The sequence below is a fragment of the Alcaligenes sp. RM2 genome (assembly GCF_052931795.1).
The window spans coordinates 121,966-147,971 of sequence record NZ_JBRFIO010000007.1; the positions used below are offsets into that span (position 1 = coordinate 121,966).

Here is a 26,006-nt window from a genome sequence, read left to right on the forward strand (position 1 = left end):
CGTCGGTAGCTTTTTTATAACCTCACGGCCCGACCACTTGGCTGACATGCTCCGGAATATTCCAGGCACCCCCAGCGCGAATCAGAGCACAGCGCCCGGTGTCGCCGCGTTCACTTTCAACAAAGTCGGTTCCATCCCAGACCGATGCCTCGTAACTCCAGCAATCGCCCAGGCCCCGCCCCTTCATGCTGGACGAGATCATTCCATTATCGTAATCAGTGGCGCTGGTACTTACTAACACCGGAGCAGACTGCATATTGTTATTGATCACAAAATAGGCTGCCCCACCGTTGTAAGCGGCTAACCAGCAAGGCGCGCCAACCAGGGAGAATTGCTGATTCAATCGTGCAATTTCCCATGGCTCGGACAGCATGTCAGCACTACAGGATTGTTCCTCATCAGCGGCAAGTACCTTCAACAGCACAGGCCTTATCAAGGCGTCCTCTTGCGCTGTCATGGGGCGCAAGCTTTTATCCACTACCGGGGCACGGTTGATAACTGGCGCAGCAATAGGTGCCTTGACCGTAGACTCGCTGCCCTTCCCTTTACGCAGAATAGCCCCTGGCGTATTGACACGTCCTTGAACGTCATCCATTTTCAACAAGACGGCACTTGAACCTGCCCCCGAGAATGCATAAGTGCTGCCATTCCCACGAAAGGAAATTACGGCGTCTTTTTTCAAGGCTGCCAAAAACTGGGCTAACTGCGCCTCACTCATTTGCCAAGACTCGTCACCCGCAACACTCAGTGAACCGGCTTTACGGCCCGCAATAACAAGTTCTGGCACTGAGCCTTTTGGCCACTCGGGATCGTCGTAATGTGCAAGCATGACTCTATTTGCCACCGGCTCTCCACTGCCCGCTTTACGCGTCAATAACACCGTTGAGCCCAGCTCTTCACCTTCAGCCGCATAACCGGCGGCGCGGCAGGTTAGCGTGTTATCGCAACGTAGATCCCAGTCTTTATGAGAAAACGCCACTGACGCAGCATTAGCCGCTGCACCTCCCATACAAAGTACTAGCGATATGGCGGCTGTTCGTACTGAAAAAAACGCACTGTGATCTTGTTTTTGCCCGCTCATTTTCTCTCCTCCCTAAGGTGTTATCTGGATACACAGCACATATTACGTCGCGGCAAGGCTAAATGCGTTTTCCCAAGTCCATGTCAGAAAACCACATTAAACGTCTGACCGCCTGTGTTCGTGACATTATTCTGTTCAATCGTCCCCTTGCAAGGCTTGTCGCTATCTGGCTAAGCCACAGGCACCTGGCTCGCCCTGTTTCCGTTTGTGCTCGTGTCAATCCTCTGTATAGAATGCAGAAAAAAACCATGCCATGTTTATCAAACGATAGATAATCAAACCTCATCCACGTCGAGTAAATTCTGATGCGCAAATATCTGAACCCTATTGCAGTTGGCTTGCTCAGTTTCCTCGCCGTTGCCAGCCACGCGGCTTCTCCGGATTTTTCCGTCACGACTGAAGACCTTAAAAAGCTGCGCTCGACCTCCGTCATGCCACGCGAAGCGAGTCCCTCGGCAGCCACACCTAAAGATCCGGCCAAGGACTCGGAGTTCAGCAGAAACTTCCAGAAGGCGATGAACAATGAGGAAAAGGCTCGCCAAGCGGCACGAGAACAGCAACTTGAGCGCAACCGCCTGCCCCAGCTTGAGCAGAACAGAAACCCGGCCAATCGCTTCGGCCCGCCCAACAACAAGAAAGAGAATATGGGGATTTATTTTGATGCCGACGGCACCGCAGCTACCTCTTGCCGAGAGGACGAGCAAGGAAAGACTCGCTGCAAGGTACGTGAGCTCAGGTAGTAACCAGCCCGGGGCTTACAGCCTGCGCGCTGTTTTCAGGGACGAGCCTTAACGGGGTGAAGGCACTCATAGACCGTCCAACAAATTGGCACCTGGCTTGTATCCAGAGCTACGTCTGGATCAACCGATACCTCAACTTGAGGAGCGGCTCGCCCTTTGGTGGCATGAAGGAAAGCGGCATAGGACGCGAGCACTGCCGTGAAACCTTGAACATATACTCGGAACTGAAAGCCATCACGGTGCAAAACAGCTTACCGCAACCTGGGTTTGCTGTTTGAGCCAGGCAAGCATCAACGGCGGAGCTGAAAAGGGATAAAAACCAGCCTCAGCTTTGCCGCCTGGAGAAACGACGCGGGGAAGCCCGCGTCCACTCTTTGAAGGCGCGCGAAAAAGTCACGGTATCCGAATAACCAAGCTGCTCGGCAACGACGGACAAAGGCTGGTCAGCAGACTGCAACATGGCTTGTGCTCGCTCCTGGCGAACGGTCTGCGATGCGCTATGAAAAGATGCCCCCTCTTCCATCAAGCGTCGAGGCAAAGATCGAGCCGACATCCCCAGAACCAAAGTAATGGAATCTCAATCTACCGGCGCACGCCCCAAACGCCGGGCAATCGCTTCCTCTACTTGCTCTGTCACAGCTTTCGCCACCGTAATCTCTGGCCCCATCAGGTCCGGCAAATGACATTCCAGCACAGACTTGAGCCGGGTATCCTGACTGCGCGGCCAAATGGCCCGATTCTGAATCCAGTGACTAAGCGTCGTGGTCTCAGCCTGAGCCATTACATGCAGGGATGCTCTGGTTTGCCAATGGCCTTGAAACATGCCAAACGAATCCAGCGTAGCCCGCGGGCTCCCCGATACGCAAGGCACAGACCACTGGTCCAGATACTTCCCCACGTATAACGGGCATTTCACGCGATACCCCGTCAAAACGGGGGCTGATCAAATCTCATCCCGCCTCATCAATCATATCGCCGCCAGCCAATCCACTGCCCCCTCACCCAGGCTGGAGCGAACCAGCCCGACCACCCGCGATCACTTCTTCATATACCGCGGCATCAATCAGCAAGCGGGAGCCCACTGTACATATTTGACCAGAATTGAAGAAAACAGCAGCGGCCGCACCAGGCACTGCTCGGCTCACATCAGCATCAGCCGAAATAACAGTGGAGGACTTGCCACCCAACTCCAGAGGGACAGGTTTCATGGTCGGAGCCGCTGCCGCCCAAACGGAAAACAGCTGTCTTGGCAAAAGAATGACAAGGGCCCACATAGTAAGCGCCACCTCGGTCAAACACCCTGCCCATACCTCTGCCTGGATTAGCGGCAGCGTCATACCACCAGCCCTCCTGGGCAAGCGTCATGCTTTGCCGACCGAAGGAAATATCAATGCCATCCTGGCCCAAGCAGGGAAGCAAGTCCTCCGAGCACTACCCCAAATACGCATCCTCAAAACTGGCACGCCTTTCTTTCCCTATGGAATAACCGCCAGGGTCACCGTCGCCCTAAGTGCCAGAGCTGACCAAGCCCAGGCTACCGAAAACAGAGCCAGCGCCAATACGGTCCGGGCGATCTATAAAGTTATGCTTGCTGCTCAAAATACCAAAGACACGGCCAGATCAGCATTGAGCTCAGTACCCTCTTCACAATAGAGCTCGTTAGGCTTGAGACTCAGGAATAGAGGTGCATAAGATGCCCGCGGCGAGCAAGGACGCGCGAATGGTTAAGTGCATGGAGCAACTCCTTTCTTTTTTATGGTAACTACAGCCTGAAAACATCCTGTGTGATGCCGATGAGCGCAGAAAGAACATCTAGAATTGAGTCCGCTACTCAAAATGGGCTGCTCGCACAAAAACGCATAGCTGCTAGTACATATTCGATGTATTTGCCTGCTGATTTTTTCACGACAATACGCCAAATAGCGAGCAACACAGCAACATCTTGGTGGAGAAAAAAATGCGAACTCAGGTAGCTATTATCGGAGCAGGCCCGTCCGGTTTGCTGCTGGGACAAATCTTGTCCCGAAACGGTATCGACAACGTCATTCTTGAACGTCAAACGGGAAACTATGTTCTGGGCCGCATTCGGGCCGGTGTGCTGGAAAGCGTAACCGTCGATGCCCTGGAACAGGCTGGTGTCACCGATAATCTGAAAAAAAATGGCCTGGTGCACAATGGCTGCGAACTGGTGTTCGACAACACCTCGTTCCGAGTCGATTTTGAAAAACTGGTCAATCGCCATGTCGTGGTCTATGGCCAGACCGAAGTCACCCGCGACTTGATGCAAGCGCGTGAAAAGATCGGTGCAACAACTGTCTATGAAGCCCAAGATGTGGCCTTGCATGAAGTGGAAAGCAGCCACCCCTATGTCACCTATAAGCACGAAGGAAAGGCGCACCGTCTGGACTGCGACTTCATCGTGGGCTGTGACGGCTTTCATGGCATATCACGCCCCACCATTCCGGCCGATATCCTGAAAACCTACGAATGTGTGTATCCCTTTGGTTGGTTGGGCCTGATGGCAGACACCCCCCCGGTCTCCGACGAACTGATCTATGTCAAGCATGAGCGCGGCTTTGTGCTTTGCAGCCAGCGTTCCAAAACACGCAGCCGCTACTATCTTCAAGTGCCCTTGAGTGACAAGGTAGAAGACTGGTCCGATGAGCGATTCTGGGACGAACTACGCACCCGCCTGGGGCCGACACGTTCTGCCAACCTGGTCACTGGCCCCAGCATTGAAAAAAGCATTGCTCCGTTGCGTAGCTTCGTGACCGAACCCATGCGCCATCACAACCTGTTCCTGGCAGGTGATGCAGCCCATATTGTGCCTCCCACTGGGGCCAAGGGCCTGAATCTGGCCGCCAGTGATGTCTTGTATCTCTCGGAGGCGCTGCTGGACTTCTACCAGAACCAGTGCCGCGAAAAAATAGAGAACTACTCAGATCGTTGTCTGAAACGTATCTGGGGAGCGGAACGTTTCTCCTGGTACATGACCCGGATGATGCATACTTTCCCGGACATGAATCATTGGGATCACAAGCTTCAGGCAGCCGAATTTAATCAACTGATGAACTCCGAGCACGGCGCCCGCCTGCTTGCCGAGAACTATGTTGGCCTTCCCTACTAACAAAAAACATCAAAATCAATCGTAACCAGGAGACGGATATGGCTTACCACAGGCCAGCAATACAAGGCTTCACTTGCCACGCTTTCAGAACAGCTCGCTTGCTGACATTGGCGGGGCTGGGGAGCTTGTGTTTTTCGACAAGCGCTGCCGCCGAACAAGCAAAGACACTGGGGCAGAAAACCTACGAAAAAACCTGTATTTACTGTCACGAAGCAGGAATTGGCCCGGAACTGAAAGGCCGGCAGCTTCCGCCCGAGTTCTTTGCCATTATTGTGCGCAGCGGCCTAAGAGCCATGCCTGCCTTTCCGCAGACCCATATCAACGATGCCACCCTCAAGGAGCTAGGTCAGTATCTGTCCACCTCCCCGGCCCGGGTGCCCGCCAGCGCTACCAGCAAATAAGGAGCCTGGCATGAACAGTCAACGTCGTCAGGTTCTCAAAGGCATGGTACTGACAGGATCGGCCCTGGGCAGCCTGGGTTCGTCCGCCACTGCCTGGGCAAACCGTGTACAGCAAGCGCCGCCCCTGCATGTCATTCTTACGCCGGGCCAATGCGCGTCGGCCTTTCTCAGTGGCGTACAGGCGTACCAGCCCGCGTCACCCCCCCAGGTGCTGTACACCAGCACCGACTTGTCCTTTCTGCGCCAATGGCAAACCCTGCTAGAGCAGACAGGGCCTAAAAAAATCCTGGGGCTGGTCGATGATGCCAGCGCCACCATTGTGATCGATCTGCTGCGCAACGCTCAGGGCCGTCTGCATTGGCAGGCCCACCACGCACAGCTCAGCACCCGGGACAGCCAAGGTCTGGGCGCTGCCTTGGCCGGGGCCGCACCCATACAATCTGCCATTCAAAACACACACTACGTAAACGGCCATCACGTGTCGTTCATGCTCGAAATTTAAGGAGGGGGTCGTGCAAAACAACAAACAAATGGTGCTACCCAAAGGGGTAGATCAGTCCCAGTTTCAACAGGCGCTGACCCAGTTCCAGACCTTGTTGGGCAAGGAAAATGTCCTGCTGGAATCGGCACAGATTCAGCCCTACACCAAAATCATGATGTCGGTCTCCGAAGAGGCGCATACGCCCTCGGCGGTGCTGTCGGCCACTACCGTGGAACAGGTACAGCAGATCGTCAAGATCTGCAACGAATACAAGATCCCTATCTGGACCATTTCCACTGGGCGCAACTTCGGTTATGGCTCGGCCGCGCCCGGACAACGGGGCCAGGTGGTGCTGGATCTGAAAAAAATGAACAAGATCCTCCATGTGGACCCTGATCTGTGCACCGCTTTGGTCGAACCCGGGGTGACGTATCAGCAGCTCTACGACTATCTGGAGGACAACAACATTCCTCTCATGTTGTCCTTTTCTGCGCCCTCGGCCATTGCCGGCCCTTTGGGCAATACGATGGATCGTGGCGTGGGCTATACCCCGTACGGCGAACACTTCATGATGCAATGCGGCATGGAGCTGGTGCTGGCCGACGGCCAGGTATTGCGTACCGGAATGGGCAGTGTTCCAGGTGACAAGGCCTGGCAGGTTTTCAAATGGGGATATGGCCCAACGCTGGACGGCATGTTTACCCAGGCCAATTACGGCATTTGCACCAAAATGGGGTTTTGGCTCATGCCCAAACCCCCGGTCTACAAACCCTTTGAAATCAAATTCGAGGAAGAAGCCGATATTGCCGATATCGTGGAGATGATTCGCCCCTTGCGCATTGCCCAGGTTATCCCCAACTCGGTGGTTATTGCCAATATTCTGTGGGAAGCTGCTACCTGCAACACCCGACGCAGCGACTACCTGAGCGAACCGGGCGCCACTCCGGACAGCGTGTTGAAGCAAATTCAGAAAGACAAGAACCTGGGAGCCTGGAACGTCTACGCCGCCCTGTACGGTACACAAGAACAAGTAGATGTGAACTGGAAAATTGTCCAGGAAGCAGTCAAGAAAATGGGTAAAGGCACGCTGGTAACCCAGGAAGAGGCCGGCGACACACAACCGTTCAAATACCGCGCCGAACTGATGTCGGGCGTGCCCAATTTACAGGAATTTGGCCTGTACAACTGGCGTGGAGGTGGTGGCTCCATGTGGTTCGCTCCCGTCAGCCAGGCCCGTGGCAGCGAGTGCGACAAGCAAAAAACACTGGCCAAGGCCATTTTGAACAAGCACGGGCTCGATTACGTCGGTGAGTTCATTGTGGGCTGGCGAGACATGCACCATGTCATCGATGTGCTTTACGATCGCAGCAATCCACAAGAGACAGCACGAGCCGATGCCTGCTTTAATGAACTGCTCGATGAGTTCGAGAAAGAAGGGTATGCCGTGTATCGGGTCAATACACGCTTTCAGGAACGGGTCGCCCAATCATACGGAACGGTGAAACGCCAGGTCGAACACGCGATCAAGCGCGCCCTGGACCCGAACAATATCCTGGCACCGGGCAAATCCGGCATTGACCTGAACAACCCGTTTTAACTTTGCCTATCTATCCGCAGTATTGCAGGAGACATAATGAACACCAGTCAACTATTGATCAATGGCCAGCTTCGTGACGCCAGTGGTCAACGGACATTTACGCGCCAGAACCCCGTTACAGGCCAAGCCGCGACCATCGCGGCAGCCGCCCAAGCTGAGGATGTGCAAGCCGCCCTGCAGGCCGCCGAACAAGCCTTTGTACACTGGTCAGCCCTGGGCCCCACCGAGCGCCGGCTGCGCCTGCTCAAAGCCGCTGACCTCATGGACGAGCGCGCGGCCGAATTTATCGCAACAGTACGTCAGGAAACGGGTTCGACGGACTCCTGGTATGGTTTCAACGTGCATTTATCGGCCAACATCTTGCGCGAGGCCGCTGCCATGACCACGCAGATTGATGGCTCCATCATCCCCTCGGATCTGCCCGGCAGCCTGTCCATGGCCTATCGCGTCCCCTGCGGCGTGGTCGTGAGCATCGCCCCCTGGAATGCGCCCGTGATTCTGGCCACTCGTGCTATGGCCATGCCCCTGGCCTGCGGCAACACCGTCATTCTGAAAGCCTCCGAACAGTGTCCGGCCACCCATGTTCTGCTGGGACAAGTGCTCAATGACGCAGGCGTCGGAGCCGGCGTGATCAACGTCATTACCAACGCCCCTGAAGATGCGCCTGCCGTAGTCGAGCAGCTCATTGCACACCCGGCGGTCAAGCGCATCAATTTCACCGGCTCCACCAAAGTTGGCAAGATCATCGCCGCAACTGCCGCCAAATACCTCAAACCCGTCCTGCTCGAACTGGGTGGCAAGGCACCGGTTATTGTGTGCGAGGACGCCGACCTGGAACAGGCCGTCGCCGGTGTTGCCTTTGGCGCTTACTTCAATCAAGGTCAGATATGCATGTCAACCGAACGCTTGATTGTGCATGAATCGATTGCCCCGTCATTTCTGGAAAAACTGGTCGCCAAAATCAAGACCATTCCGGTTGGCTCACCCGATCAGGCAGACACGCGCTTTGCCTATCTGGAAAGTGTCCAGTCTGCCCAGCGCATCCAGGCTCTGGTGGAGGACGCCGTTGCCAAAGGTGCTTCCTTGCCGCTGCCCCTGAACATCGAGGGCGCCCTGATGCATCCGCTGATCGTCAATGACGTCACCCCCGACATGCAGCTCTATGCCACGGAGTCCTTTGGCCCCGTCGTCACCATGACCCGCTACCGTGAGGACAGCGAGGCAATCCGCTTGGCCAACGATAGCGAATATGGCTTGGCGGCAGCAGTATTCACGCAGGATGTAAACCGTGGTCTGCGCATTGCCAAACAGATCCAGAGCGGCATCTGCCACATCAATGGACCTACCGTCCATGATGAAGCCCAAGCCCCATTTGGCGGCATGAAAGCCAGCGGTTATGGCCGCTTTGGCAGCAAGTCCGCCATCAATGAGTTCACCGAACTGCGCTGGATTACCGTCCAGACTACCCCCCGCCAGTATCCTTTATAAATCTGGCCTGCAGGCCCGGGCGCAGGATCGGTCCCGGGCCGACCCTGCGCCCTGTTGTCATGCCTCACCCTGCCTCTGTACCGCTTGCCCCTTTTCAAAAAAAAATGTTGCCCGCACTGTTGGCGTTGGCAATCTTCATGCAAATGCTGGACGTCACCGTGCTCAACACGGCGCTGCCCAGCATGGCCCGCGACCTGAACACCTCAGCCCTGCACATGCAGTCGGTCATCGTCAGCTACGTCCTGACTGTGGCAGTATGCATCCCCGTCAGCGCGCACCTGAGCGACCGTTTTGGCACACGACGAATCTTCATGGCCGCCATGTTTCTGTTTGGTCTGGGATCGCTGTTGTGTGCCCTGTCCTCGCAATTGTCCATGTTGCTGGTCTCCCGTGTGATTCAGGGCATGGGCGGAGCCTTGCTGACCCCAGTGGCACGGCTGGTATTGATGAAATCATTTCGCAATGCCGAGTTATTGCGTGTACTGAACTATGCCGTCATGCCCGCTCTGCTGGGGCCCATACTGGGGCCGCTGGTAGGCGGCTATTTGGTGCAATATGCCAGTTGGCACTGGATTTTCCTGATCAATCTGCCCTTTGCCCTGCTGTCCCTGTTTTTTGCCAGCAAGTGGATGCCTAACTACACCGAAACGCCGGGAAAACTGGATCTGCACGGCTTTCTGCTGTTCACTGGCAGCGCCTGCCTGCTAACGCTGGGCTTTGAACTGTCTGGCAGCCTCGCCAGCCCCGCTTTGTCAGGGATGTTAATACTGGCCGGTTTTCTTCTTCTGCTAGGTTACAAGCGTCATGGCACGCACAAGCAAAACGCCTTGTATCCAGGCCATCTGCTGTCTGTACGTACCTATCGGATTGGTTTGAGCAGCAATCTGCTTAGCCGGATCGGCATGGCCGCATTGCCCTTTTTGCTGCCCATGCTGTTTCAGATCAGCTTTGCCTACAGCCCCGTGCAATCCGCTTTCTTACTGTTGCCCATGGCCATTTCCGCCATGGCAGCCAAACCCTTTTTGCACCCATTGCTGAACCGATTTGGCTATCGGTCCATTTTGCTAAGCAATACCATCCTGATCGGCCTGCTGATTACAGCGCTGGCTTTTATTGACGCGCAGACCAGTACCTTGTGGATCAGTCTGCACTTACTGCTTTTGGGAGCCGCCAATTCGATTCAGTTCAGCGCCGTCAACACCCTGACCATGGCCAGATTGCGTCCCTATCAAAAAAGCAGTGGCAATAGCCTGATGGCGGTAAACCAGCAACTGGCCATGGGTTTGGGAACCGCTATAGGTGCCATGCTTCTGCGCTACGGACAAGCCCTATTTGGCGCCTCGTCCGTACAGACAGCCACCACCGCCTTCCAGTTCACGTTTGTCATTGTCGGGCTCATTACCCTGAGCTCCGCATTCCTTTTTCGACGCTTGCATGCCATGGATGGGCATAACATGACCCAAAAGCAAGGCGCTTAATCATCCCGGCCAGGAAAATGTCGCTGGCAAATATCAATCAGGATCTGCCGCACTTTAACCTGGAGTTTGGTGGGCAAACGTTTGGAGGAATAGGCCAGATACAAACGATTGACCAAGGCCGGCTGCTCGATTGGAATAGCCGTCAATAAGCCACTTTGCGGAATGAACTCCAACACCGAGCGGGACAAAATGGCAGCCCCCATGCCTTTGGCCAGCAATTGAATAATCACCCCCACACTGTTGATTTCAAACTCGATCTGCGGCTTCAGATTGAGCTTTTGCATCTCTTTTTCCACCAACATCCGAAAACTGTTGGACAGGCTAGGCATGATCAGCGGAATATCGGCCAGATCTTTAAGCGCGATGCGGCTGCGTCCCTGCGCATAAGGGCTGTCCACACCGCAGATCAGGTGCAACTGTTCCTCGGCCAGTAGCTGCGTCTCCAGTGTTGGCGAGGAAGAAGGGTTGTACAGCAATCCCATATTGACCCGATCCAGATGAATTTGCTCCTCCAGGTTAACCGTCAGTGACTCGATAATCGTCAGGTGTGCATCGGGTAATTGTTCCTTGAACGCCTGCACGACATCCAAAGAAATGGTGCGCGCCACCGTGGGCGGCAAACCTAAATACATGTGCCCGGTCAGCTTGCCCTCAGACAGACTCAGATCCTCCTGCGCCTGCTCCAACTGGCGCAAGATCAGACGACTGTGCTTGAGCAAGATCTTGCCGGCGTCGGTCAGCATGACACCGCGCCCGTGACGAATCAGCAAATTCTGCCGCAAATCAATTTCCAGCTTGCGAATCTGCCGGCTCAGGACTGGCTGAGCCACATTGGTAAATTCTGCAGCTCGGGTATAGCTGCCCAGTTCGGCCACATGCGTGAAGTAGCTCAATTGCTTGAGATCGATCACGTATTCCATAGGGCGCTTGTCTTCGCTATGTTTTTTTGACATATCTACTAGTCGGGTTTCGTTCTTTTAACTTTTATCGGGCTTACTAAAATAGGTACGCATAGCAAGAGCGAATGGGAACACAGTCAATGTGCCTCGCAGTTTGCCTGTTTTTTCAGTGACCTATGGAGCACCACCTATGGCCAGCCAATATAGCATTCCTTGTATCCTGATGCGGGGGGGTACATCCAAAGGTCCATTCTTCTACGCCAAAGATCTGCCCGAAAATATCCAAGAGCGGGATCGACTACTGCTCAGGCTGATGGGCTCGCCCGACCGTCGACAGATCGATGGCATTGGTGGCGCCCATGCCTTGACCAGCAAAGTGGGGATCGTGGATATCTGCAGCACCGGACAAGCTGACTTGAGCTTTTTGTTTGCCCAGTTGCAACCCGACTCTGACCTGGTGGACACCAAACCCAATTGCGGCAATATGCTGGCGGCGGTCGTCCCCTTTGCCTTGGAAAAAGGCCTGATCCAGGCCCAAGGCCCCACCACTACGGTCAAGGTCCTGACGCTCAATACCGGCATGGTCAGTGAAATTCAGGTGCAAACACCCGAAGGCGAAATCAGCTACGAAGGTAATGCCGCGATCAACGGCGTACCGGGCACCAGCGCCCCGATTGCCATCAATTTTCTGGATACGGCAGGCTCGGTTTGCTCGGGACTGCTGCCCACGGGCAAACCCAAAGACACCATCACCGTTCATGCGGATGGCTTGCCTCCGTTCACCCTGGATGTCACCTGCATTGACAACGGTATGCCGCTAGTGATTTTCAAGGCGACTGATGTAGGAGTAAGCGGCCTGGAAAGCGTGGCTGAGCTAAACGCCAATACGGAACTGAAGCGACGCGTAGAAGCGTTGCGCCTGCAGATATCCGAACGTATGGGACTGGGCGATGTCTCGACCAAGAATTACCCGAAGATGACACTGATCGCCCCGCCTGAACACGGCGGCGCTGTGACCACCCGTAGTTTCATCCCCCATGTATGCCATGAGGCCATTGGGGTGCTCGCTGCCGTGACAGTGGGTACGGCCATCAAAATGCCAGGCACCGTTTGCGAGGGGATCGCCCGCTTCGAGCAAAGCCTGGGTCCGGTCACGCTGTCGGTCGAACATCCCACCGGCGAATTCAGCGTCACACTCGATAGCGACCCCGAAAACCCCGAGATTGTGACCAAGGCAGCGTTGCTGCGCACCGCAAGAGCACTGATGCGCGGCGACGTTCTGGTACCGCACTCGAACTAAACGCATTTCAAACAAAAAAAAGAACACCGCAGGGCTTGCGCCACTGCGGTGGCAGGGGGTGGGCTGCGCCTGCGCATACGGTGCCCACCGAAAAATAATGATATTGGACGAGACAAACCATGACATCCCTAGCCGACAAAACAGACCAGCCCAGCCTTGATGTGCAAACGCTGCTCAATGAGCACCCCTTCTCTGGCTTTCAATGGCTCATCTTCAGCTTGTGCTTTCTGATTGTGCTGCTCGATGGCTTTGATACTGCCGCCATCGGCTATATCGCCCCCTCTTTGATAGCCGAGTGGGGTGTCAGCAAGCCCGCCCTGGCACCCGTACTGAGCGCTGCCCTGTTCGGTCTGGCAACGGGGGCCTTGCTGTCGGGGCCACTGGCTGATCGGCTGGGCAGAAAGACGGTGCTGGTCAGCTCGGTAGCCATCTTTGCCCTCGCCTGCCTGGCCTCAGGCTTCTCCCCGGACATCTGGACATTGGCTGTTCTGCGCTTTGTGACCGGTTTGGGTCTGGGAGCCGCCATGCCCAACGCTGTCACCTTGATGAGCGAATACTGCCCCGATGCCCGTCGCGCCACCCTGACCAATGCCATGTTCTGCGGCTTTCCTCTGGGGGCCGCCCTGGGCGGCTTTCTGGCATCCTGGATGATTCCCCAATTTGGCTGGCGCAGTGTATTGATATTGGGTGGCATCGCCCCCTTGATACTACTGCTCGTGCTGATCCCGAAGCTGCCCGAGTCCGTGCGCCACATGGTCGCCCGACATGACTCCGCCGACCGTATCCGCCGGGCGCTGGCCCCCATTGCCGGCAAGGCTGTGGACAGCGTCCAACGCTTTACGCTGACCGAGACCAGCTCCCAGCCTGCCGCCCACAATGGTATCGGTATCGTGTTATCGCGTGAATACCGCTTGGGATCACTCATGCTCTGGCTGGCCTATTTCATGGGACTGGTCATTTTCTACGCCTTGATGAACTGGATGCCCGTGCTGTTCAAAGAAGCCGGACTGGCATCCCAGACCAGCACGCTGGTTGCCGCTCTCTTCCCGTTGGGCGGTGTGGGTGCCGTGCTCTCTGGCTGGTTGATGGATCGCTTCAACGCCAACCGCATCATCGCTCTGGGCTACGCGCTGACCGCTCTATCCATTTGGTGGATTGGCCAGATGGCCGGACATCTGGGCGGCTTGGTTGTGGTCGTGTTTCTGGCCGGCACGCTGATGAATACCGCACAGTCCTCCATGCCTGCACTGGCGGCCGCCTACTACCCCACTCGGGGACGCGCCACGGGCGTGGCCTGGATGCTGGGCATCGGTCGTTTTGGCGGTATTGCCGGCTCTTTCCTGGTGGCCGAGCTGACGGCACGCGAGCTGGATTTCAGTCAGATCTTTACCGTTGTGGCCATCCCAGGCGTCATCGCCATGGCCGCCCTCCTCATCAAGCAATACAGCCGTGCACAGCCGCAAGGCGGCACGACTCCCCCTCTCATTAACCCTTAAACATCAAGACGCAGGAGACCCTCCCATGATCATCGACGTACACGGGCACTACACCACGGCCCCCGCCGCACTGGGGGCTTGGCGCGACTTGCAGATCGCCGGCCTGAAAGACCCCAATCAAACGCCCCGCGCCAGTGATCTGAAGATCAGCGATGACGAGATCCGCGAGACCATCGAGAACAACCAGCTCAAGCTGATGAAACAACGCGGCTCGGACCTGACCATCTTCAGTCCCCGTGCCAGTTTCATGGCCCACCATATCGGCAACTTCGAGACCTCCAGCACCTGGGCCGCCATTTGCAATGAGCTGTGCTATCGCGTCAGCGAACTGTTTCCTGACCATTTCATCCCGGCTGCCATGCTCCCGCAATCGCCGGGCGTAGATCCCAAAACCTGCATTCCCGAGCTAGTCAAGTGTGTGGAAGAGTATGGCAACGTCGGCATCAACCTGAATCCCGACCCGTCCGGTGGCCACTGGACGGCCCCGCCGCTGTCCGACCGCTCCTGGTACCCCATTTACGAAAAAATGGTGGAGTACGACATTCCTGCCATGATCCACGTCTCCACCAGTTGCAACGCCTGCTTTCACACCACCGGCGCCCATTATCTGAACGCGGATACCACCGCATTCATGCAATGTCTGACCAGCGATCTGTTCAAAGACTTTCCCACGCTCAAGTTCCTGATCCCCCATGGTGGCGGCGCCGTGCCCTATCACTGGGGCCGTTTCCGAGGTCTGGCACAGGAGCTGAAAAAGCCCCTGCTGGACGAGCACCTGCTCAACAACATTTTCTTTGACACCTGCGTCTACCATCAGCCTGGCATCGACCTGCTGACCGAGGTCATTCCTGTCAAGAATATCTTGTTTGCCAGCGAAATGATTGGCGCGGTGCGCGGCATTGACCCCACGACCGGTCACTACTACGACGATACCAAACGCTATATCGAAGCCACGCTTAACCTGAGCGAACAGGAACGTCACCAGATCTACGAAGGCAACGCACGCCGCGTGTTCCCGCGCCTGGACGCTGCGCTGAAGAAAAAAGGCTTGTAAGCCGCCTGCAACTATTCATCAAGGAATCAACCATGTACGAACTGGGTGTCGTGTACCGCAACATTCAACGAGCCGACCGCCAGGCCGCCGATGCACTGGCGGCCCTGGGCTCGGCCACTGTTCACGAGGCCATGGGCCGTGTCGGTCTACTCAAACCTTATATGCGCCCGATTTACTCCGGTCAGCAAGTCTCCGGCACTGCCGTCACGGTGCTGCTGCAACCGGGCGACAACTGGATGATGCACGTCGTCGCCGAGCAGATTCAGCCCGGCGATATCGTGGTTGCCGCGGTGACCTCGGAGTGTAGTGACGGCTATTTTGGCGACCTGCTGGCCACCAGCTTCCAGGCCCGTGGAGCGCGCGCCTTGATCATTGACGCCGGAGTGCGCGACATCAACACCTTACAGGCGATGAACTTTCCGGTCTGGAGCAAGGCCATTTCCTCCAAGGGCACCATCAAGGCCACCTTGGGTTCGGTCAATATTCCGGTCGTGTGTGCAGGCATGTGGGTCACGCCGGGCGATGTCATCGTGGCTGATGATGATGGCGTGGTGTGCGTGCCCGCCGCCAAGGCCGCCGCTACATTGGCGGCCGCCCAAAAAAGAGAAAGTTTTGAGGGTGAAAAACGCGCCAAGCTGGCCAGCGGTGTCCTGGGCCTGGATATGTACAAAATGCGCGAGCCCCTGGAGAAGGCCGGGCTCCGTTACATCGACTGAAGGAAGGATGATGAGCCATTTTGAGAAAACCCCCGGCTGGCTGGACTGGTACGCCGCCCCCTCCAAACCCCGACTCCAGTTACCGGCTGGTGCGGTTGATGCCCACTGCCATGTGTTTGGCCCCGCTGAGCAGTTCCCCTTCGCCCCCGAGCGCAAATACACTCCTTGCGATGCCAGCAAACAGCAGCTGTTTGCCTTGCGCGACCACCTGGGCTTTGCCCGCAACGTCATTGTGCAAGCTACCTGTCACGGCAAGGACAACAGCGCCTTGCTCGATGCCTTGCAGGCCTCACAAGGCAAGGCGCGTGGCGTTGTCACCCTGGGGTCGGATGTCACGCAACAGCAGTTGGACGCCATGCACCAGGCCGGCGTGCGCGGTGTGCGTTTCAATTTTGTCAAACGTCTGGTCGATTTCACGCCGAAAGAAGAACTACTGAACGTTGCCCATAAAATAGCGCCTTTGGGCTGGCATGTGGTGGTGTACTTCGAGGCACAGGATTTGCCAGAACTATGGGATTTTTTCGCCGGTCTACCGACCACAGTGGTCGTTGACCATATGGGCCGTCCGGATGTCAGCCAAGGGGCAGAGAGTGCCGAGTTCGACCTGTTCGTACGCTTGATGGCCGAACACCCGAACATCTGGTCCAAGCTCTCATGCCCTGAGCGTCTGAGCAAAAGCGGTCCTGCCGCCCTGCATGGCGAGCAGCATGCGTATCAGGATGTCGTACCATTTGCACGCCGATTGATGCAGCAGTTCCCCGATCGCGTTTTGTTCGGGACCGACTGGCCCCACCCCAACCTGAAAGACCATATGCCCGATGACGGTTTGCTGGTTGACTACGTGGCACAAATTGCGCCCAGTCCCGCAGAACAACAATTACTACTGGTGGACAACCCGATGCGCCTGTATTGGCCAGAAGAGTTGACATGAATTTGAGGAGATAACTATGGCACTGGACAAACCGTACCAGGATATACCGGGAACGATTATTTTTGACTCGGAACAATCGCGTAAGGGCTACCACCTGAACCAGTTTTGCATGTCACTGATGAAGGCAGAAAACCGGGCCCGCTTTAAAGCGGACGAGTCAGCCTATCTGGATGAGTGGCCCATGAGCATGGAGCAAAAACAGGCTGTGCTCAGTCGTGACCTGAATCGCTGCATGCAACTGGGTGGCAACATCTACTTTCTGGCCAAGATCGGCGCTACCGATGGCCTGTCCTTCCAACAAATGGCAGGCAGCATGACCGGTATGAGCGAACAGGACTATCGGGAAATGATGCTCAAGGGTGGCCGCTCCCCCGAGGGCAACCGCTACTTACACGAACAAGAAAAATAACCGGAACCTATCATGGCAAAGATCAAACACTCTGTTTATACCTCGCATGTTCCTGCTATTGGTGCCGCGCTGGACCTGGGCAAGCACACCGAACCCTACTGGAAAAAAGTGTTCGACGGCTACGAATTCTCCAAGCAATGGGAGCAGGAAAACAAACCGGATGTCATCATCCTGGTTTACAACGACCACGCCAACAACTTCAGCCTGGACCTGATTCCCACTTTTGCCCTGGGCACTGGCGCCTCTTTTGAACCCAGTGACGAAGGCTGGGGCAAACGCCCTGTCCCCACGGTACAAGGGCACCCCGAACTGGCGGCCCATATTGCCCACTCGGTCATTCAGGACGACTTCGATCTGACGCTGTGCAACAAAATGGAAGTAGACCACGGCCTGACCGTTCCACTTTCCCTGATGTTCGGTCAAGTCGAACAATGGCCCTGCCCCGTAATCCCCTTGCACGTCAACGTAGTTCAGTATCCGGCCCCATCCGGCCAGCGCTGCCTGGATCTGGGCCGGGCGATCGGTCGCGCGGTCGCCTCGTATGACGAAGACCTGAATGTACAGATCTGGGGCACAGGCGGCATGAGCCACCAGTTGCAAGGCCCCCGCGCCGGACTGATCAACGCCCAATGGGACAACCAGTTCCTGGATCGCCTGATTGCCGACCCCGATGCCCTGGCTCGCGTGCCCCATATCGACTATGTGCGTGAGGCAGGCTCGGAAGGCATCGAGCTGGTGATGTGGCTGGTCGCGCGTGGCGCCATGAATCCACACGTCGATGTGCGCCACCGCTTCTACCATGTGCCCGCCTCCAATACCGCGGTCGGACACCTGATCCTGGAAAACAAAGAGACTGCGTGAGCGGGCTTGGCCCCACGCTCTGAACAAAAGGAAATAGAAATGAAAAAAGTCAATATTGCACTGGTAGGCGCAGGCGCCTTCGGCATCAAGCACCTGGACGGCCTGGCCCGTATCCCCGAAGCCCAGGTCACCTATATCGTGTCCAGCACCCAGGCCAAGGCCCAGGAAGTAGCGCAAAAATACGGCGTCCCCCACGCCTCGGGCGATCTGAACGAGGCGCTGGCCAGTCAGGAGGTCGATGCCGTCATCTTGTGCACCCCTACTCAGATGCACGCTGCGCAAACACTGGCATGCCTGAAAGCGGGCAAACACGTACAGGTTGAAATTCCCTTGGCGGACACCCTGGCCGGTGCCCAGGAAGTGCTGCAAGTACAACAGGAAAAGGGCCTAGTGGCCATGGTTGGCCACACGCGCCGCTTCAACCCCAGCCATCAGTGGATTCATCAAAAGATAAAGGCGGGTGAATTGAACATTCAGCAGATGGATGTACAGACCTATTTTTTCCGCCGCAGCAACACCAACGCCCTGGGCAAACCGCGCTCCTGGACAGACCACCTGCTCTGGCATCATGCCGCGCACACTGTCGATCTTTTTCAATACCAGACCGGCTCCAAAGTCATCAAGGCCAATGCCATCCAAGGCCCTATCCATCCTGAGCTTGGCATTGCCATGGACATGTCCATCCAGTTGCTGACAGAAAACGGCGCACTATGCACGCTATCGCTATCGTTCAACAATGACGGCCCTTTCGGCACGTTCTTTCGCTACATCTGCGACAACGGAACCTATCTGGCCCGCTACGACGACCTCACCACCGGCAAAGACGAAGTAATCGATGTCTCCCACGTGGATGTATCCATGGACGGCATCGAATTGCAGGACCGGGAGTTTATCGCGGCTATTCTGGAAAATCGCGAACCCAACTCCAGCGTGGCGTCGGTCCTGGCCTGCTATGAGACACTGGACCTGCTCGAAAAACAACTGACCGCCTAAGAGTCTGCACCGCCCCTTCCTGCAAACGAGGCTATCTGCGCGACAACGGCAAGCATATCGTCAGGTGGAGGGGGCGAACAACAGGCAGGATAACAAAACCGCAGAATTTGCCCCTGCCTGCCCCCACGTTCAAGCGCGGACGTTGCGGCTGTACTGGGCCATCCTTAGGGGCCCGCAGAAAAACATTCAACGACTCGGACAACCCTGGTTCCTGCGACTATGCACTCAAGTATTGATCCACCAACTCAATCCAATGCTTGACCGCAGTCCGACCCGCCCCATTCAAATGATTCCCGCAGGCCATATTGGCCGTGACAATCAGGTCTGGCTTGCTGCTTTCCAGCGCATCCATCTTGCGATCCCGCAGACGTCCTGCGATCTCGGGTTGAGTCAATGAATAGGTGCCCGCCGAACCACAGCACAAATGGCTATCCGGCACAGCGCCCAGATCAAAACCCAGGCGAGTCAGCACGGCCTCAACTCGTCCCCCCAGTTTTTGCGCATGCTGCAAAGTGCACGGACAATGGAAAGCCAGGCGTGGGCGGGTTTGCGTGTTCAGGCATTCTTCCAAAGGCTGCTCTTCCAGCACTTCGACCAGATCCCTGGCCAGTTCACTGACGCGGCGAGCGCGCTCGGCGTAGGCCGGATCGTTCCTGAACAGGTCCACGTACTCTTTCACAAAAGCTCCGCAACCGCTGGAGGTCTGCACAATCGCCAGAGCTCCCTGTTCGATCTGCGGCCACCAGGCGTCGATATTGCGACGCGCCTGCTCCAGGCCCTGTTCTTGCGCACCCAAGTGAAAAGACGAAGCGCCACAGCAGCCTGCCTGAGCGATGGGCGTCACGCTGATGCCCAAGCGATCCAACACCCGGGCCGTCGCAGCATTAATGGAAGGCGCCATGGCTGGCTGAACACAGCCTTCCAGCATCAGGACACGCTTGCTGTGCCGCTGTGCGGGTCGTGTCAAATCCGCATTTTGCTTGGGCGGGATTTTTTCCTGTAAAGAAGATGGCAGCAAGGGACGCATGGTTCGCGCTACCCCCAGCAAGGCGTTGACTCGAGCAGGCTCTGGCAGAATCTGCGTCAGTGCGACTCGCATGGCACGGTCCTTCAAGGGACGCTTTACTTTGGGCTCTAGTGCGGCCCGACCTATATCCAGCAAGTTGTGATACTTCACCCCCGAAGGACAGGTGGTTTCACAATTGCGGCAGCTCAGGCAACGATCCAGGTGATGCTGGGTCAGCTCCGAGGTCGCTTTGCCTTCCAGGAACATCTTGATCAGGTATATCCGGCCACGGGGGCCGTCCAGCTCGTTGCCCTGGTCCAGATAAGTCGGACAGGTGGCATTGCAAAACCCACAATGCACACAGGAGCGCAAAATAGCTTCAGCTTGCTCGGCTTGCGGTAGTTGCTGAGCCCATGGTGTCAGTTGTGTTTGCATGTGGACTCCGCCGAAGGAAAGAGACGACCTGGATTAAAAATGGCAGCAGGATCCAGCTGTTGTTTCAAACGCTGATGCCATATCAACAAGGACTCGGGCAAGACATCCTGCCCTGCACCTGATCCGGACCAGCAACGGGCATGCCCTTTCAAAGCTTGAGCCTGCGCGTGAATCTGCTCGGCAGCAGCATCGGACTTCAGCCACAGCTGTGTCCCACCCCAATCCACCAGAACCTGGCCGGGCCATGTTTGCACTGGGGCATCGACTGGCAAGGCGATTCGCCACAAGGTGCCAGCTTGCTTGAAAAACTCCAGGCGCTGCTCGCACAAATCGTCCCAATAGGACAAGTCCAAAGCCTCCCCACCGATTTGCTCTTGAGCCAATTGCACCGAGCTGTCGCCACCTTCCAGACGCAAATGCAAACGCCCGTCCTGCCAGGCTGCGCCCGTAATGGGACGGCTTTGGTCACGCCAACTGCGTAATAAACCGGCGATTTCCTGCTGGGCTACCTCCAGAACCAGGCTGGCACGGCTACGTGGGCGAGGCAAGACTTTGAAGGACACCTCGGTAATTACACCCAATGAACCCTGGGCGCCGACCATCAGCCGCGATACGTCATAACCGGCGACGTTCTTCATGACCTGGCCACCAAAACGCATATGTGTGCCCATGCCACTGATCAAACGGCAGCCCAGTACATAATCTCGTAATGAGCCTACCCAGGGACGACGCGGTCCCGACAGACCACAGGCGGTGGCTCCACCAACAGTGGCGCGGCTATCAAACAGAGGTGGCTCAAAAGGCAGGCATTGACCTTGCTCGTTCAAGATCGTTTCCAGCGCCTGCACGGAAGTCCCGGCACGCACCGTGACGACCAGTTCCGCCGGATCGTAATCGACCACCCCTTCATGGCCTGCCAGGCTCAGCTCTTGCCCCTGCACGGCTTTGCCTAAAAAAGCTTTGGTATTGCCGCCTTGCAAACGCAAGGGGGTTTTAGTGGCCAGGGCTTGCTGGACCTGCTCCAGCAATTCAGCGCTGCGATCCTGATTTTTGTGTTCTACGGTACTCATCAGAAACGCTCCAACTCTGGGAAAGGCAATTGCCCGTGATGGATGTGCATGCTGCCCATTTCTGCACAGCGATGCAAAGTAGGAATGTTCTTGCCGGGATTCAGCATGGTTTTGGGATCAAAGGCAGCTTTGATCGCATGGAAAAACTGCAGCTCGTCTTCATTGAACTGCACACACATCTGATTGATTTTTTCTCTGCCTACGCCGTGCTCGCCCGTAATTGTGCCGCCGACTTCCACACACAATTCCAGAATCTTGCCGCCCAAGGCTTCGGCTCGCTCCAGCTCGCCAGGTTGATTGGCATCGAACAGAATCAGCGGGTGCATATTGCCATCGCCCGCATGAAACACGTTGGCGACGCGCAGGCCGTACTCTTCGGAAAGCTCCGCGGTTTTCTTCAGCACATAAGCCAACTGACGACGCGGAATGGTGCCGTCCATGCAGTAATAGTCGGGAGAAATCCGGCCTACAGCGGGAAAGGCGTTTTTACGACCGGCCCAGAAGCGTTGTCGCTCCTGCTCGTCCCGCGCAACCCGCACTTCTTGCGCGCCGGCCTTGAAAAGAACCTGCTCCACACGAGCCACATCGTCCTGCACGTCTTCCAAAGCGCCATCAATCTCGCAAAGCAAGATCGCTTGTGCATCAACGGGATAGCCAGCGTGGATAAAGTCCTCGGCTGCGCGGATGGACATTTGATCCATCATCTCCAGCCCTGCCGGCACAATGCCTTGAGCAATAATCTGCGCCACGGCATCAGCTGCTTTTTCCACTTCGTCAAAGCTGGCCAGCAGCACTACCGTACAGGGGGGACGTGCCAGCAACTTGACGGTAATTTCCGTGACTACCCCCAGCATTCCTTCGGAACCCGTAAACAGGGCCATCAAATCAAAGCCGGGCGTATCCAGAGCTTCGGAGCCCAAAATCAATCGTTCGCCTGTGACGGTAATCACTTCCAGGCGCAGGATATTGTGTACGGTCAGACCATATTTCAGACAGTGCACACCACCCGCGTTTTCCGCTACGTTGCCACCAATTGAACAGGCAATCTGCGAAGACGGGTCCGGTGCGTAATACAAGCCAAAGGGTTGGGCCGCCTGAGAGATCGCGATATTACGCACGCCGGGCTGAACGCGAGCAATCCCGGCTACAGGGTCCAGATCCAGAATCTGGTTCAAGCGCGCCATCACCAGCAAAATACCCTGCTCCAAAGGCATGGCACCGCCCGACAAGCCGGTACCCGCACCACGAGCCACCACCGGCACGCCGACTTCGTGAGCCAAGCGCATCACGGCTTGTACCTGCTCCACATTACGGGGCAAAACGACCAGCAAGGGTTTGGCGCGATAAACACTCAGTCCATCACACTCGTAAGGATGCAGTTGCTCATCAGTGTGCAGCACATCCAGGCCGGGAATATCATCACGCAAACGGCTAAGCAGCTGCATCCTGTCCACGCGGGGCAGCACACCGTCCAGTTTTTCGTCGTAGCGCAAGCTCATGACGCCTCCTGTCTTTTAAAGTCTCCTGAAACGGATGGTCTTTGATGCGGGCTAGCTTGTCCAGCCGTCAGACTACTGGTCCGACCAGTTTTTACCCTAAGAGAGTATTAGGGTTTATCTTTATACTTATAAATCAGACAGATAGATAATCAGCTTGTTATCATTTCCATAGGCATACAACTGGTCTGACCACGAATGAAAATGCAGGAACCCAAGCGTTTGGAAGTCACCGCCGAGCTGGTCGCCCAACGCATCGAAACTTTTATTATGGATGGCGTCCTGAAACCGGGACAAGTTTTGCCCTCCGAGCGGCAACTGACGCAAAGACTGGCGGTGTCCCGATCTGCCCTGCGCGAAGGGCTGCAAATCCTACGCGTGCGCGGCTTGATTGAAACCCGACATGGCAAAGGCTCCTTCGTCTCCAACCTGATTGATTCAGCCGTCAGCAAGCCGCTGGAGCACCTGCTTCAAGCGCAAGGGCGCACTCTATATGACTTGCTGGAAGTGCGTGAGCTACTGGAAAGCGAGGCGGCTCAACTAGCCGCCTCCAGGGGGACGGAAGCCGATCACATCATGATACGACGACGCTTTCAGGAACTGGAGGATCTGCAAATGCAGGATGCAGCACCTGAACAGGTTGCGCGGGCAGATCATGCTTTTCATGCGGCAATCTGTGAGGCCTCGCACAACCCGGTGCTGGTACATATGATCAGCCTGTTCAACGATTTGATGTTATCTACGGTGCGCGTGTCCGTGCAGCACCTGTATCCCGACCATGACTCCAAACGCAGGTTGGACAGACAACATGCGCGTTTATGCAATGCCGTCACGCAAGGCCAAGCTGACTTGGCCCGACGCGCCGCCAAAGAACATATCGATGGGATACGACGACAACTACAGGAGATGGAGGCCAAACAGCTGCGCCTGGAACATGCCCGGCAACGTCTGAATGGCCTTTAGTTCTTTGACTTACTTCGCCAACAGATTGGCCAGCATATAACCTGATCCGGCCCCCGTCCCTGCACCGGGCCAGGTCGAGGCGCCGCACAAATACAGATCCTTGATCGGCGTCTTGTATTTGGAGTAACCGGCCACTGGACGGAAGAAGAAGTTCTGATCCAGATGGTGGCTGCCCGAGAGGTTATCACCGCCAATCAAGTTCGCATTGAACTGCTCCAGATCCTGGGGCGACATGATATGGCGGGCCAGGATCTTGCTACGCAGGCCCGGCGCATAACTTTCAAGCAGATCCAGGACGCGCTCTGCATATGCATCCTTAAGCTGCGACCAATCGCCAGCGGCAATCTTGCCAGAAGCGTCGCCTTTGACTTGGGCTGGCAGCACACGCACTTGAATCCACAAGGTATGTTTCCCCTCCGGGGCTCGGGAAGGATCCAGTGCTGTACCTTGTCCAACCACAAGAACTGGCTCGGCAGGCAATAAACCTGCAGCTGCTTCGGCATAGACGCGGCTCATCATGGCCATATCGGGTGCCAGATGGACGTAGGAGAAACGCTGCAGCTCGGTGCCCGCTGTCCAATCAGGCAAGCCATCCAGAGCCAAATGGATCATCATGGTGCCCAAACCGGGGCGGAAGGCATCGACTTTCTTCTGATAATCCTTGGGGACGGTAGCAGACTGCACCAGGCGCCCAAAGACGAGCTGAGGATTCAGATTCGCGATGACCGCCTTGCGTGCCTTCAAGCGGCGACCGTTGGCCAGAACAACACCACTGGCGCGACCATTCTCTTGTTCAATTGTCTGCACGGGGGCATTCAACAGCAGCTCACCGCCCAACTCCTGCAGAAAGCTCGTCATGGCACGGATAATCGTGTCAGCACCGCCCTGCCCGATCACCATGCCGAAGGCTTGGTTGGCCATGGACTCCAGATAAGGAAACAAGGCACCGCCTGCTGTGTCTGGTGTGAAATCCACATGCAGCCCCCAGGCTGCCATCATGGCTTTCACTGAGTCGCTCTCGAAATGGCGGTCCAGAAAGTCACGAGGCGTCGCCAGCAGCAATTGCATCAGCTCTGCAACGCCATCCTTGCCCAGCTCCCGCCAGCTCTTCCAGGCGCTTTTCATCAGGCCCCAAGAAGGCATAGGGCTACCGAGCACACCAAACAGATGGGGAGCCTTGCTCTGGAAGTCATCTAGCATGGCTTGCCAAGCCTGAGCGTCCTTCTCAGAAACAGCTCGAATACGCTTCAAGGTCGTTTCCAGATCTGTACTGACGCCCAAATAACTTTGATCCCGGAACACGCTGGCAAAGCAATGCTCTGCGGGGACGAAAACCAAGCCATGGCGGGCCAAGGCTTCTTTATGGCGTTGGAAGAACGCAGAGCCCGCGAAGGAGGACAGGTTCATGGCGCACACATCATGCTTGAAGCCTGGCATGGTCAACTCCTGAGTGCTGACCGCACCACCCGCCGAGCTTTTGGCTTCCACAACCTGAACTTTCCAGCCTTTACTGGCCAGTTCAACCGCTGCTGCCAAGCCGTTGTGCCCTGCCCCAACCACAATCGCGTCTACTACCGTCTCTGCACCCACGGGCAACTCCTTTAGCTCTAAAGTATTTATCCGTATTCTACGGCGCAAAGAGGAAACTGAGTAGGAATTTCAGGGGAATCAGGGAGGACGAGTAGGACAAAGGCGGGTAATCAAAGCTGATTGGTACAGAAAGCTCAGCAACTAATGCTACAAGCGCGAAGAGTAGAACGACCGACCACCCTGCAGGTAAGCAACGACGGATTGAAGGTCAATCCTAGGGTGCCGGGACAGGATGCCAAGACCGACCTGCTAGGGTTGGGCCAATCGGCGTCGGTAAGAATAAGGAATACACGCAGCCCGGAACGGGCCAGGAGGGGTGGCGGTACGCCTGAACCGGGCGGTCCAGGGTCAGGCCTTCGAGCAATCCGAGACAGACCGGTAGCCTGCGCTTTTG

At 56.3% G+C, this 26,006-nt stretch carries 26 protein-coding genes; 17 read left to right on the plus strand and 9 right to left on the minus strand.

Going from position 1 to position 26,006, the window contains the following annotated elements:
• Nucleotides 1–22 precede the first annotated feature (22 nt).
• Nucleotides 23–1,081, minus strand: a complete 1,059-nt coding sequence (locus tag ACU6HM_RS18100; RefSeq protein WP_031232318.1) for a DUF1176 domain-containing protein — start codon at nt 1,079–1,081, stop codon at nt 23–25.
• 305 nt (nt 1,082–1,386) lie between these two features.
• Between ACU6HM_RS18100 and ACU6HM_RS18105 the strand changes: the two genes are divergently transcribed.
• Both ACU6HM_RS18105 and ACU6HM_RS18110 read left to right on the plus strand, forming a co-directional pair.
• The gene (locus ACU6HM_RS18105) at nt 1,387–1,821 is read left to right on the plus strand and encodes a hypothetical protein (RefSeq protein WP_009456088.1); all 435 of its coding nucleotides are present in this window, start codon (nt 1,387–1,389) and stop codon (nt 1,819–1,821) included.
• 56 nt (nt 1,822–1,877) lie between these two features.
• The gene (locus ACU6HM_RS18110; RefSeq protein WP_082453594.1) at nt 1,878–2,099 is read left to right on the plus strand and encodes an aldehyde dehydrogenase family protein; all 222 of its coding nucleotides are present in this window, start codon (nt 1,878–1,880) and stop codon (nt 2,097–2,099) included.
• Nucleotides 2,100–2,146: 47 nt separating this feature from the next.
• Here the strand turns inward: ACU6HM_RS18110 and ACU6HM_RS18115 are convergent, their stop codons facing one another.
• The 3 genes from ACU6HM_RS18115 to ACU6HM_RS18125 form a co-directional block, all read right to left on the minus strand.
• Nucleotides 2,147–2,374: a helix-turn-helix domain-containing protein gene (locus tag ACU6HM_RS18115; RefSeq protein WP_082453596.1), complete on the minus strand. Its 228-nt coding sequence runs from the start codon at nt 2,372–2,374 to the stop codon at nt 2,147–2,149.
• A 24-nt stretch (nt 2,375–2,398) separates the two neighbouring features.
• Complete coding sequence (locus ACU6HM_RS18120) at nt 2,399–2,644, minus strand: hypothetical protein (protein ID WP_009456095.1); 246 nt, start codon at nt 2,642–2,644, stop codon at nt 2,399–2,401.
• 175 nt (nt 2,645–2,819) lie between these two features.
• Nucleotides 2,820–3,158, minus strand: a complete 339-nt coding sequence (locus ACU6HM_RS18125) for an aldehyde dehydrogenase family protein (RefSeq protein WP_009456097.1) — start codon at nt 3,156–3,158, stop codon at nt 2,820–2,822.
• 620 nt (nt 3,159–3,778) lie between these two features.
• Here ACU6HM_RS18125 and pobA point away from each other — a divergent pair.
• The 6 genes from pobA to ACU6HM_RS18155 all read left to right on the plus strand — a co-directional run bounded on the left by pobA (nt 3,779) and on the right by ACU6HM_RS18155 (nt 10,393).
• A complete protein-coding gene (gene pobA / locus ACU6HM_RS18130) occupies nt 3,779–4,948 on the plus strand; it encodes a 4-hydroxybenzoate 3-monooxygenase (RefSeq protein ID WP_009456098.1) in 1,170 nt (389 codons plus the stop codon).
• A 38-nt stretch (nt 4,949–4,986) separates the two neighbouring features.
• Nucleotides 4,987–5,349, plus strand: a complete 363-nt coding sequence (locus ACU6HM_RS18135; RefSeq protein WP_021446849.1) for a c-type cytochrome — start codon at nt 4,987–4,989, stop codon at nt 5,347–5,349.
• Between the two features lie 10 nt (nt 5,350–5,359).
• A complete protein-coding gene (locus ACU6HM_RS18140; protein WP_446764161.1) occupies nt 5,360–5,851 on the plus strand; it encodes a hypothetical protein in 492 nt (163 codons plus the stop codon).
• Nucleotides 5,852–5,861: 10 nt separating this feature from the next.
• A complete protein-coding gene (locus ACU6HM_RS18145; protein ID WP_009456102.1) occupies nt 5,862–7,427 on the plus strand; it encodes an FAD-binding oxidoreductase in 1,566 nt (521 codons plus the stop codon).
• A 36-nt stretch (nt 7,428–7,463) separates the two neighbouring features.
• Nucleotides 7,464–8,915 carry an aldehyde dehydrogenase gene (locus tag ACU6HM_RS18150; protein WP_009456104.1) on the plus strand — a complete coding sequence of 484 codons (1,452 nt, stop codon included), beginning with the start codon at nt 7,464–7,466 and terminating at the stop codon, nt 8,913–8,915.
• A gap of 104 nt (nt 8,916–9,019) precedes the next feature.
• A complete protein-coding gene (locus ACU6HM_RS18155) occupies nt 9,020–10,393 on the plus strand; it encodes an MFS transporter (RefSeq protein ID WP_009456106.1) in 1,374 nt (457 codons plus the stop codon).
• On the opposite strand, the gene ACU6HM_RS18160 is transcribed toward ACU6HM_RS18155, so the two are convergent.
• Nucleotides 10,390–11,346 (minus strand): LysR family transcriptional regulator, encoded by a 957-nt coding sequence (locus tag ACU6HM_RS18160; RefSeq protein WP_022983202.1) that lies wholly within the window; start codon nt 11,344–11,346, stop codon nt 10,390–10,392. The two genes, ACU6HM_RS18155 and ACU6HM_RS18160, sit on opposite strands and share 4 nt — an antisense overlap.
• A gap of 136 nt (nt 11,347–11,482) precedes the next feature.
• Here ACU6HM_RS18160 and ACU6HM_RS18165 point away from each other — a divergent pair, with 136 nt between their 5' ends.
• From ACU6HM_RS18165 to ACU6HM_RS18200, 8 genes are all read left to right on the plus strand, one after another.
• On the plus strand, nt 11,483–12,592 hold the full coding sequence (locus tag ACU6HM_RS18165) for a 4-oxalomesaconate tautomerase (RefSeq protein WP_009456110.1): 1,110 nt from the start codon (nt 11,483–11,485) through the stop codon (nt 12,590–12,592).
• 119 nt (nt 12,593–12,711) lie between these two features.
• Nucleotides 12,712–14,088: an MFS transporter gene (locus ACU6HM_RS18170; protein WP_009456119.1), complete on the plus strand. Its 1,377-nt coding sequence runs from the start codon at nt 12,712–12,714 to the stop codon at nt 14,086–14,088.
• Between the two features lie 25 nt (nt 14,089–14,113).
• Entirely contained in the window at nt 14,114–15,142 is a 1,029-nt protein-coding gene (locus ACU6HM_RS18175; RefSeq protein ID WP_021446852.1) for an amidohydrolase family protein, read from the plus strand.
• A 32-nt stretch (nt 15,143–15,174) separates the two neighbouring features.
• On the plus strand, nt 15,175–15,858 hold the full coding sequence (gene ligK, locus ACU6HM_RS18180; RefSeq protein ID WP_009456120.1) for a 4-carboxy-4-hydroxy-2-oxoadipate aldolase/oxaloacetate decarboxylase: 684 nt from the start codon (nt 15,175–15,177) through the stop codon (nt 15,856–15,858).
• Between the two features lie 10 nt (nt 15,859–15,868).
• Nucleotides 15,869–16,789, plus strand: a complete 921-nt coding sequence (locus ACU6HM_RS18185) for an amidohydrolase family protein (protein ID WP_009456121.1) — start codon at nt 15,869–15,871, stop codon at nt 16,787–16,789.
• A 16-nt stretch (nt 16,790–16,805) separates the two neighbouring features.
• A complete protein-coding gene (gene ligA, locus ACU6HM_RS18190; RefSeq protein ID WP_009456123.1) occupies nt 16,806–17,198 on the plus strand; it encodes a protocatechuate 4,5-dioxygenase subunit alpha in 393 nt (130 codons plus the stop codon).
• Between the two features lie 12 nt (nt 17,199–17,210).
• Complete coding sequence (locus ACU6HM_RS18195; protein WP_021446853.1) at nt 17,211–18,059, plus strand: class III extradiol dioxygenase subunit beta; 849 nt, start codon at nt 17,211–17,213, stop codon at nt 18,057–18,059.
• Between the two features lie 39 nt (nt 18,060–18,098).
• Nucleotides 18,099–19,052, plus strand: coding sequence for a Gfo/Idh/MocA family oxidoreductase (locus ACU6HM_RS18200; RefSeq protein ID WP_009456127.1), 954 nt, complete (start codon nt 18,099–18,101; stop codon nt 19,050–19,052).
• A 217-nt stretch (nt 19,053–19,269) separates the two neighbouring features.
• On the opposite strand, the gene glcF is transcribed toward ACU6HM_RS18200, so the two are convergent.
• The 3 genes from glcF to glcD are packed head-to-tail and all read right to left on the minus strand — an operon-like array spanning nt 19,270 to nt 23,062.
• Complete coding sequence (gene glcF / locus ACU6HM_RS18205) at nt 19,270–20,493, minus strand: glycolate oxidase subunit GlcF (RefSeq protein ID WP_009456129.1); 1,224 nt, start codon at nt 20,491–20,493, stop codon at nt 19,270–19,272.
• Nucleotides 20,478–21,563 carry a glycolate oxidase subunit GlcE gene (gene glcE, locus ACU6HM_RS18210; protein ID WP_254499565.1) on the minus strand — a complete coding sequence of 362 codons (1,086 nt, stop codon included), beginning with the start codon at nt 21,561–21,563 and terminating at the stop codon, nt 20,478–20,480. The genes glcF and glcE overlap by 16 nt, the downstream gene beginning before the upstream one ends.
• On the minus strand, nt 21,563–23,062 hold the full coding sequence (gene glcD / locus ACU6HM_RS18215; RefSeq protein ID WP_446764162.1) for a glycolate oxidase subunit GlcD: 1,500 nt from the start codon (nt 23,060–23,062) through the stop codon (nt 21,563–21,565). Before glcD ends, glcE begins: the two co-directional genes overlap by 1 nt.
• Nucleotides 23,063–23,257: 195 nt before the next feature.
• On the opposite strand from glcD, the gene glcC reads away from it, so the two are divergent.
• Nucleotides 23,258–24,022: a transcriptional regulator GlcC gene (gene glcC / locus ACU6HM_RS18220; RefSeq protein WP_009456132.1), complete on the plus strand. Its 765-nt coding sequence runs from the start codon at nt 23,258–23,260 to the stop codon at nt 24,020–24,022.
• Nucleotides 24,023–24,031: 9 nt separating this feature from the next.
• On the opposite strand, the gene ACU6HM_RS18225 is transcribed toward glcC, so the two are convergent.
• Entirely contained in the window at nt 24,032–25,612 is a 1,581-nt protein-coding gene (locus ACU6HM_RS18225; protein ID WP_446764163.1) for a phytoene desaturase family protein, read from the minus strand.
• Between the last annotated feature and the right edge of the window lie 394 nt (nt 25,613–26,006).

Coding starts and splice junctions, on each gene's coding strand:
- ACU6HM_RS18100 (WP_031232318.1), bottom strand. CDS start 1,081: ATGAGCGGGCAAAAACAAGATCACAGTGCGTTTTTTTCAGTACGAACA.
- pobA (WP_009456098.1), top strand. CDS start 3,779: ATGCGAACTCAGGTAGCTATTATCGGAGCAGGCCCGTCCGGTTTGCTG.
- glcC (WP_009456132.1), top strand. CDS start 23,258: ATGAAAATGCAGGAACCCAAGCGTTTGGAAGTCACCGCCGAGCTGGTC.
- ACU6HM_RS18125 (WP_009456097.1), bottom strand. CDS start 3,158: ATGACGCTGCCGCTAATCCAGGCAGAGGTATGGGCAGGGTGTTTGACC.
- ACU6HM_RS18105 (WP_009456088.1), top strand. CDS start 1,387: ATGCGCAAATATCTGAACCCTATTGCAGTTGGCTTGCTCAGTTTCCTC.
- ACU6HM_RS18115 (WP_082453596.1), bottom strand. CDS start 2,374: ATGTCGGCTCGATCTTTGCCTCGACGCTTGATGGAAGAGGGGGCATCT.
- ACU6HM_RS18170 (WP_009456119.1), top strand. CDS start 12,712: ATGACATCCCTAGCCGACAAAACAGACCAGCCCAGCCTTGATGTGCAA.
- ACU6HM_RS18155 (WP_009456106.1), top strand. CDS start 9,020: ATGTTGCCCGCACTGTTGGCGTTGGCAATCTTCATGCAAATGCTGGAC.
- ACU6HM_RS18185 (WP_009456121.1), top strand. CDS start 15,869: ATGAGCCATTTTGAGAAAACCCCCGGCTGGCTGGACTGGTACGCCGCC.
- ACU6HM_RS18200 (WP_009456127.1), top strand. CDS start 18,099: ATGAAAAAAGTCAATATTGCACTGGTAGGCGCAGGCGCCTTCGGCATC.
- ACU6HM_RS18135 (WP_021446849.1), top strand. CDS start 4,987: ATGGCTTACCACAGGCCAGCAATACAAGGCTTCACTTGCCACGCTTTC.
- ACU6HM_RS18165 (WP_009456110.1), top strand. CDS start 11,483: ATGGCCAGCCAATATAGCATTCCTTGTATCCTGATGCGGGGGGGTACA.
- glcF (WP_009456129.1), bottom strand. CDS start 20,493: ATGCAAACACAACTGACACCATGGGCTCAGCAACTACCGCAAGCCGAG.
- ACU6HM_RS18150 (WP_009456104.1), top strand. CDS start 7,464: ATGAACACCAGTCAACTATTGATCAATGGCCAGCTTCGTGACGCCAGT.
- ligA (WP_009456123.1), top strand. CDS start 16,806: ATGGCACTGGACAAACCGTACCAGGATATACCGGGAACGATTATTTTT.
- glcD (WP_446764162.1), bottom strand. CDS start 23,062: ATGAGCTTGCGCTACGACGAAAAACTGGACGGTGTGCTGCCCCGCGTG.
- glcE (WP_254499565.1), bottom strand. CDS start 21,563: ATGAGTACCGTAGAACACAAAAATCAGGATCGCAGCGCTGAATTGCTG.
- ACU6HM_RS18175 (WP_021446852.1), top strand. CDS start 14,114: ATGATCATCGACGTACACGGGCACTACACCACGGCCCCCGCCGCACTG.
- ligK (WP_009456120.1), top strand. CDS start 15,175: ATGTACGAACTGGGTGTCGTGTACCGCAACATTCAACGAGCCGACCGC.
- ACU6HM_RS18160 (WP_022983202.1), bottom strand. CDS start 11,346: ATGTCAAAAAAACATAGCGAAGACAAGCGCCCTATGGAATACGTGATC.
- ACU6HM_RS18140 (WP_446764161.1), top strand. CDS start 5,360: ATGAACAGTCAACGTCGTCAGGTTCTCAAAGGCATGGTACTGACAGGA.
- ACU6HM_RS18120 (WP_009456095.1), bottom strand. CDS start 2,644: ATGTTTCAAGGCCATTGGCAAACCAGAGCATCCCTGCATGTAATGGCT.
- ACU6HM_RS18195 (WP_021446853.1), top strand. CDS start 17,211: ATGGCAAAGATCAAACACTCTGTTTATACCTCGCATGTTCCTGCTATT.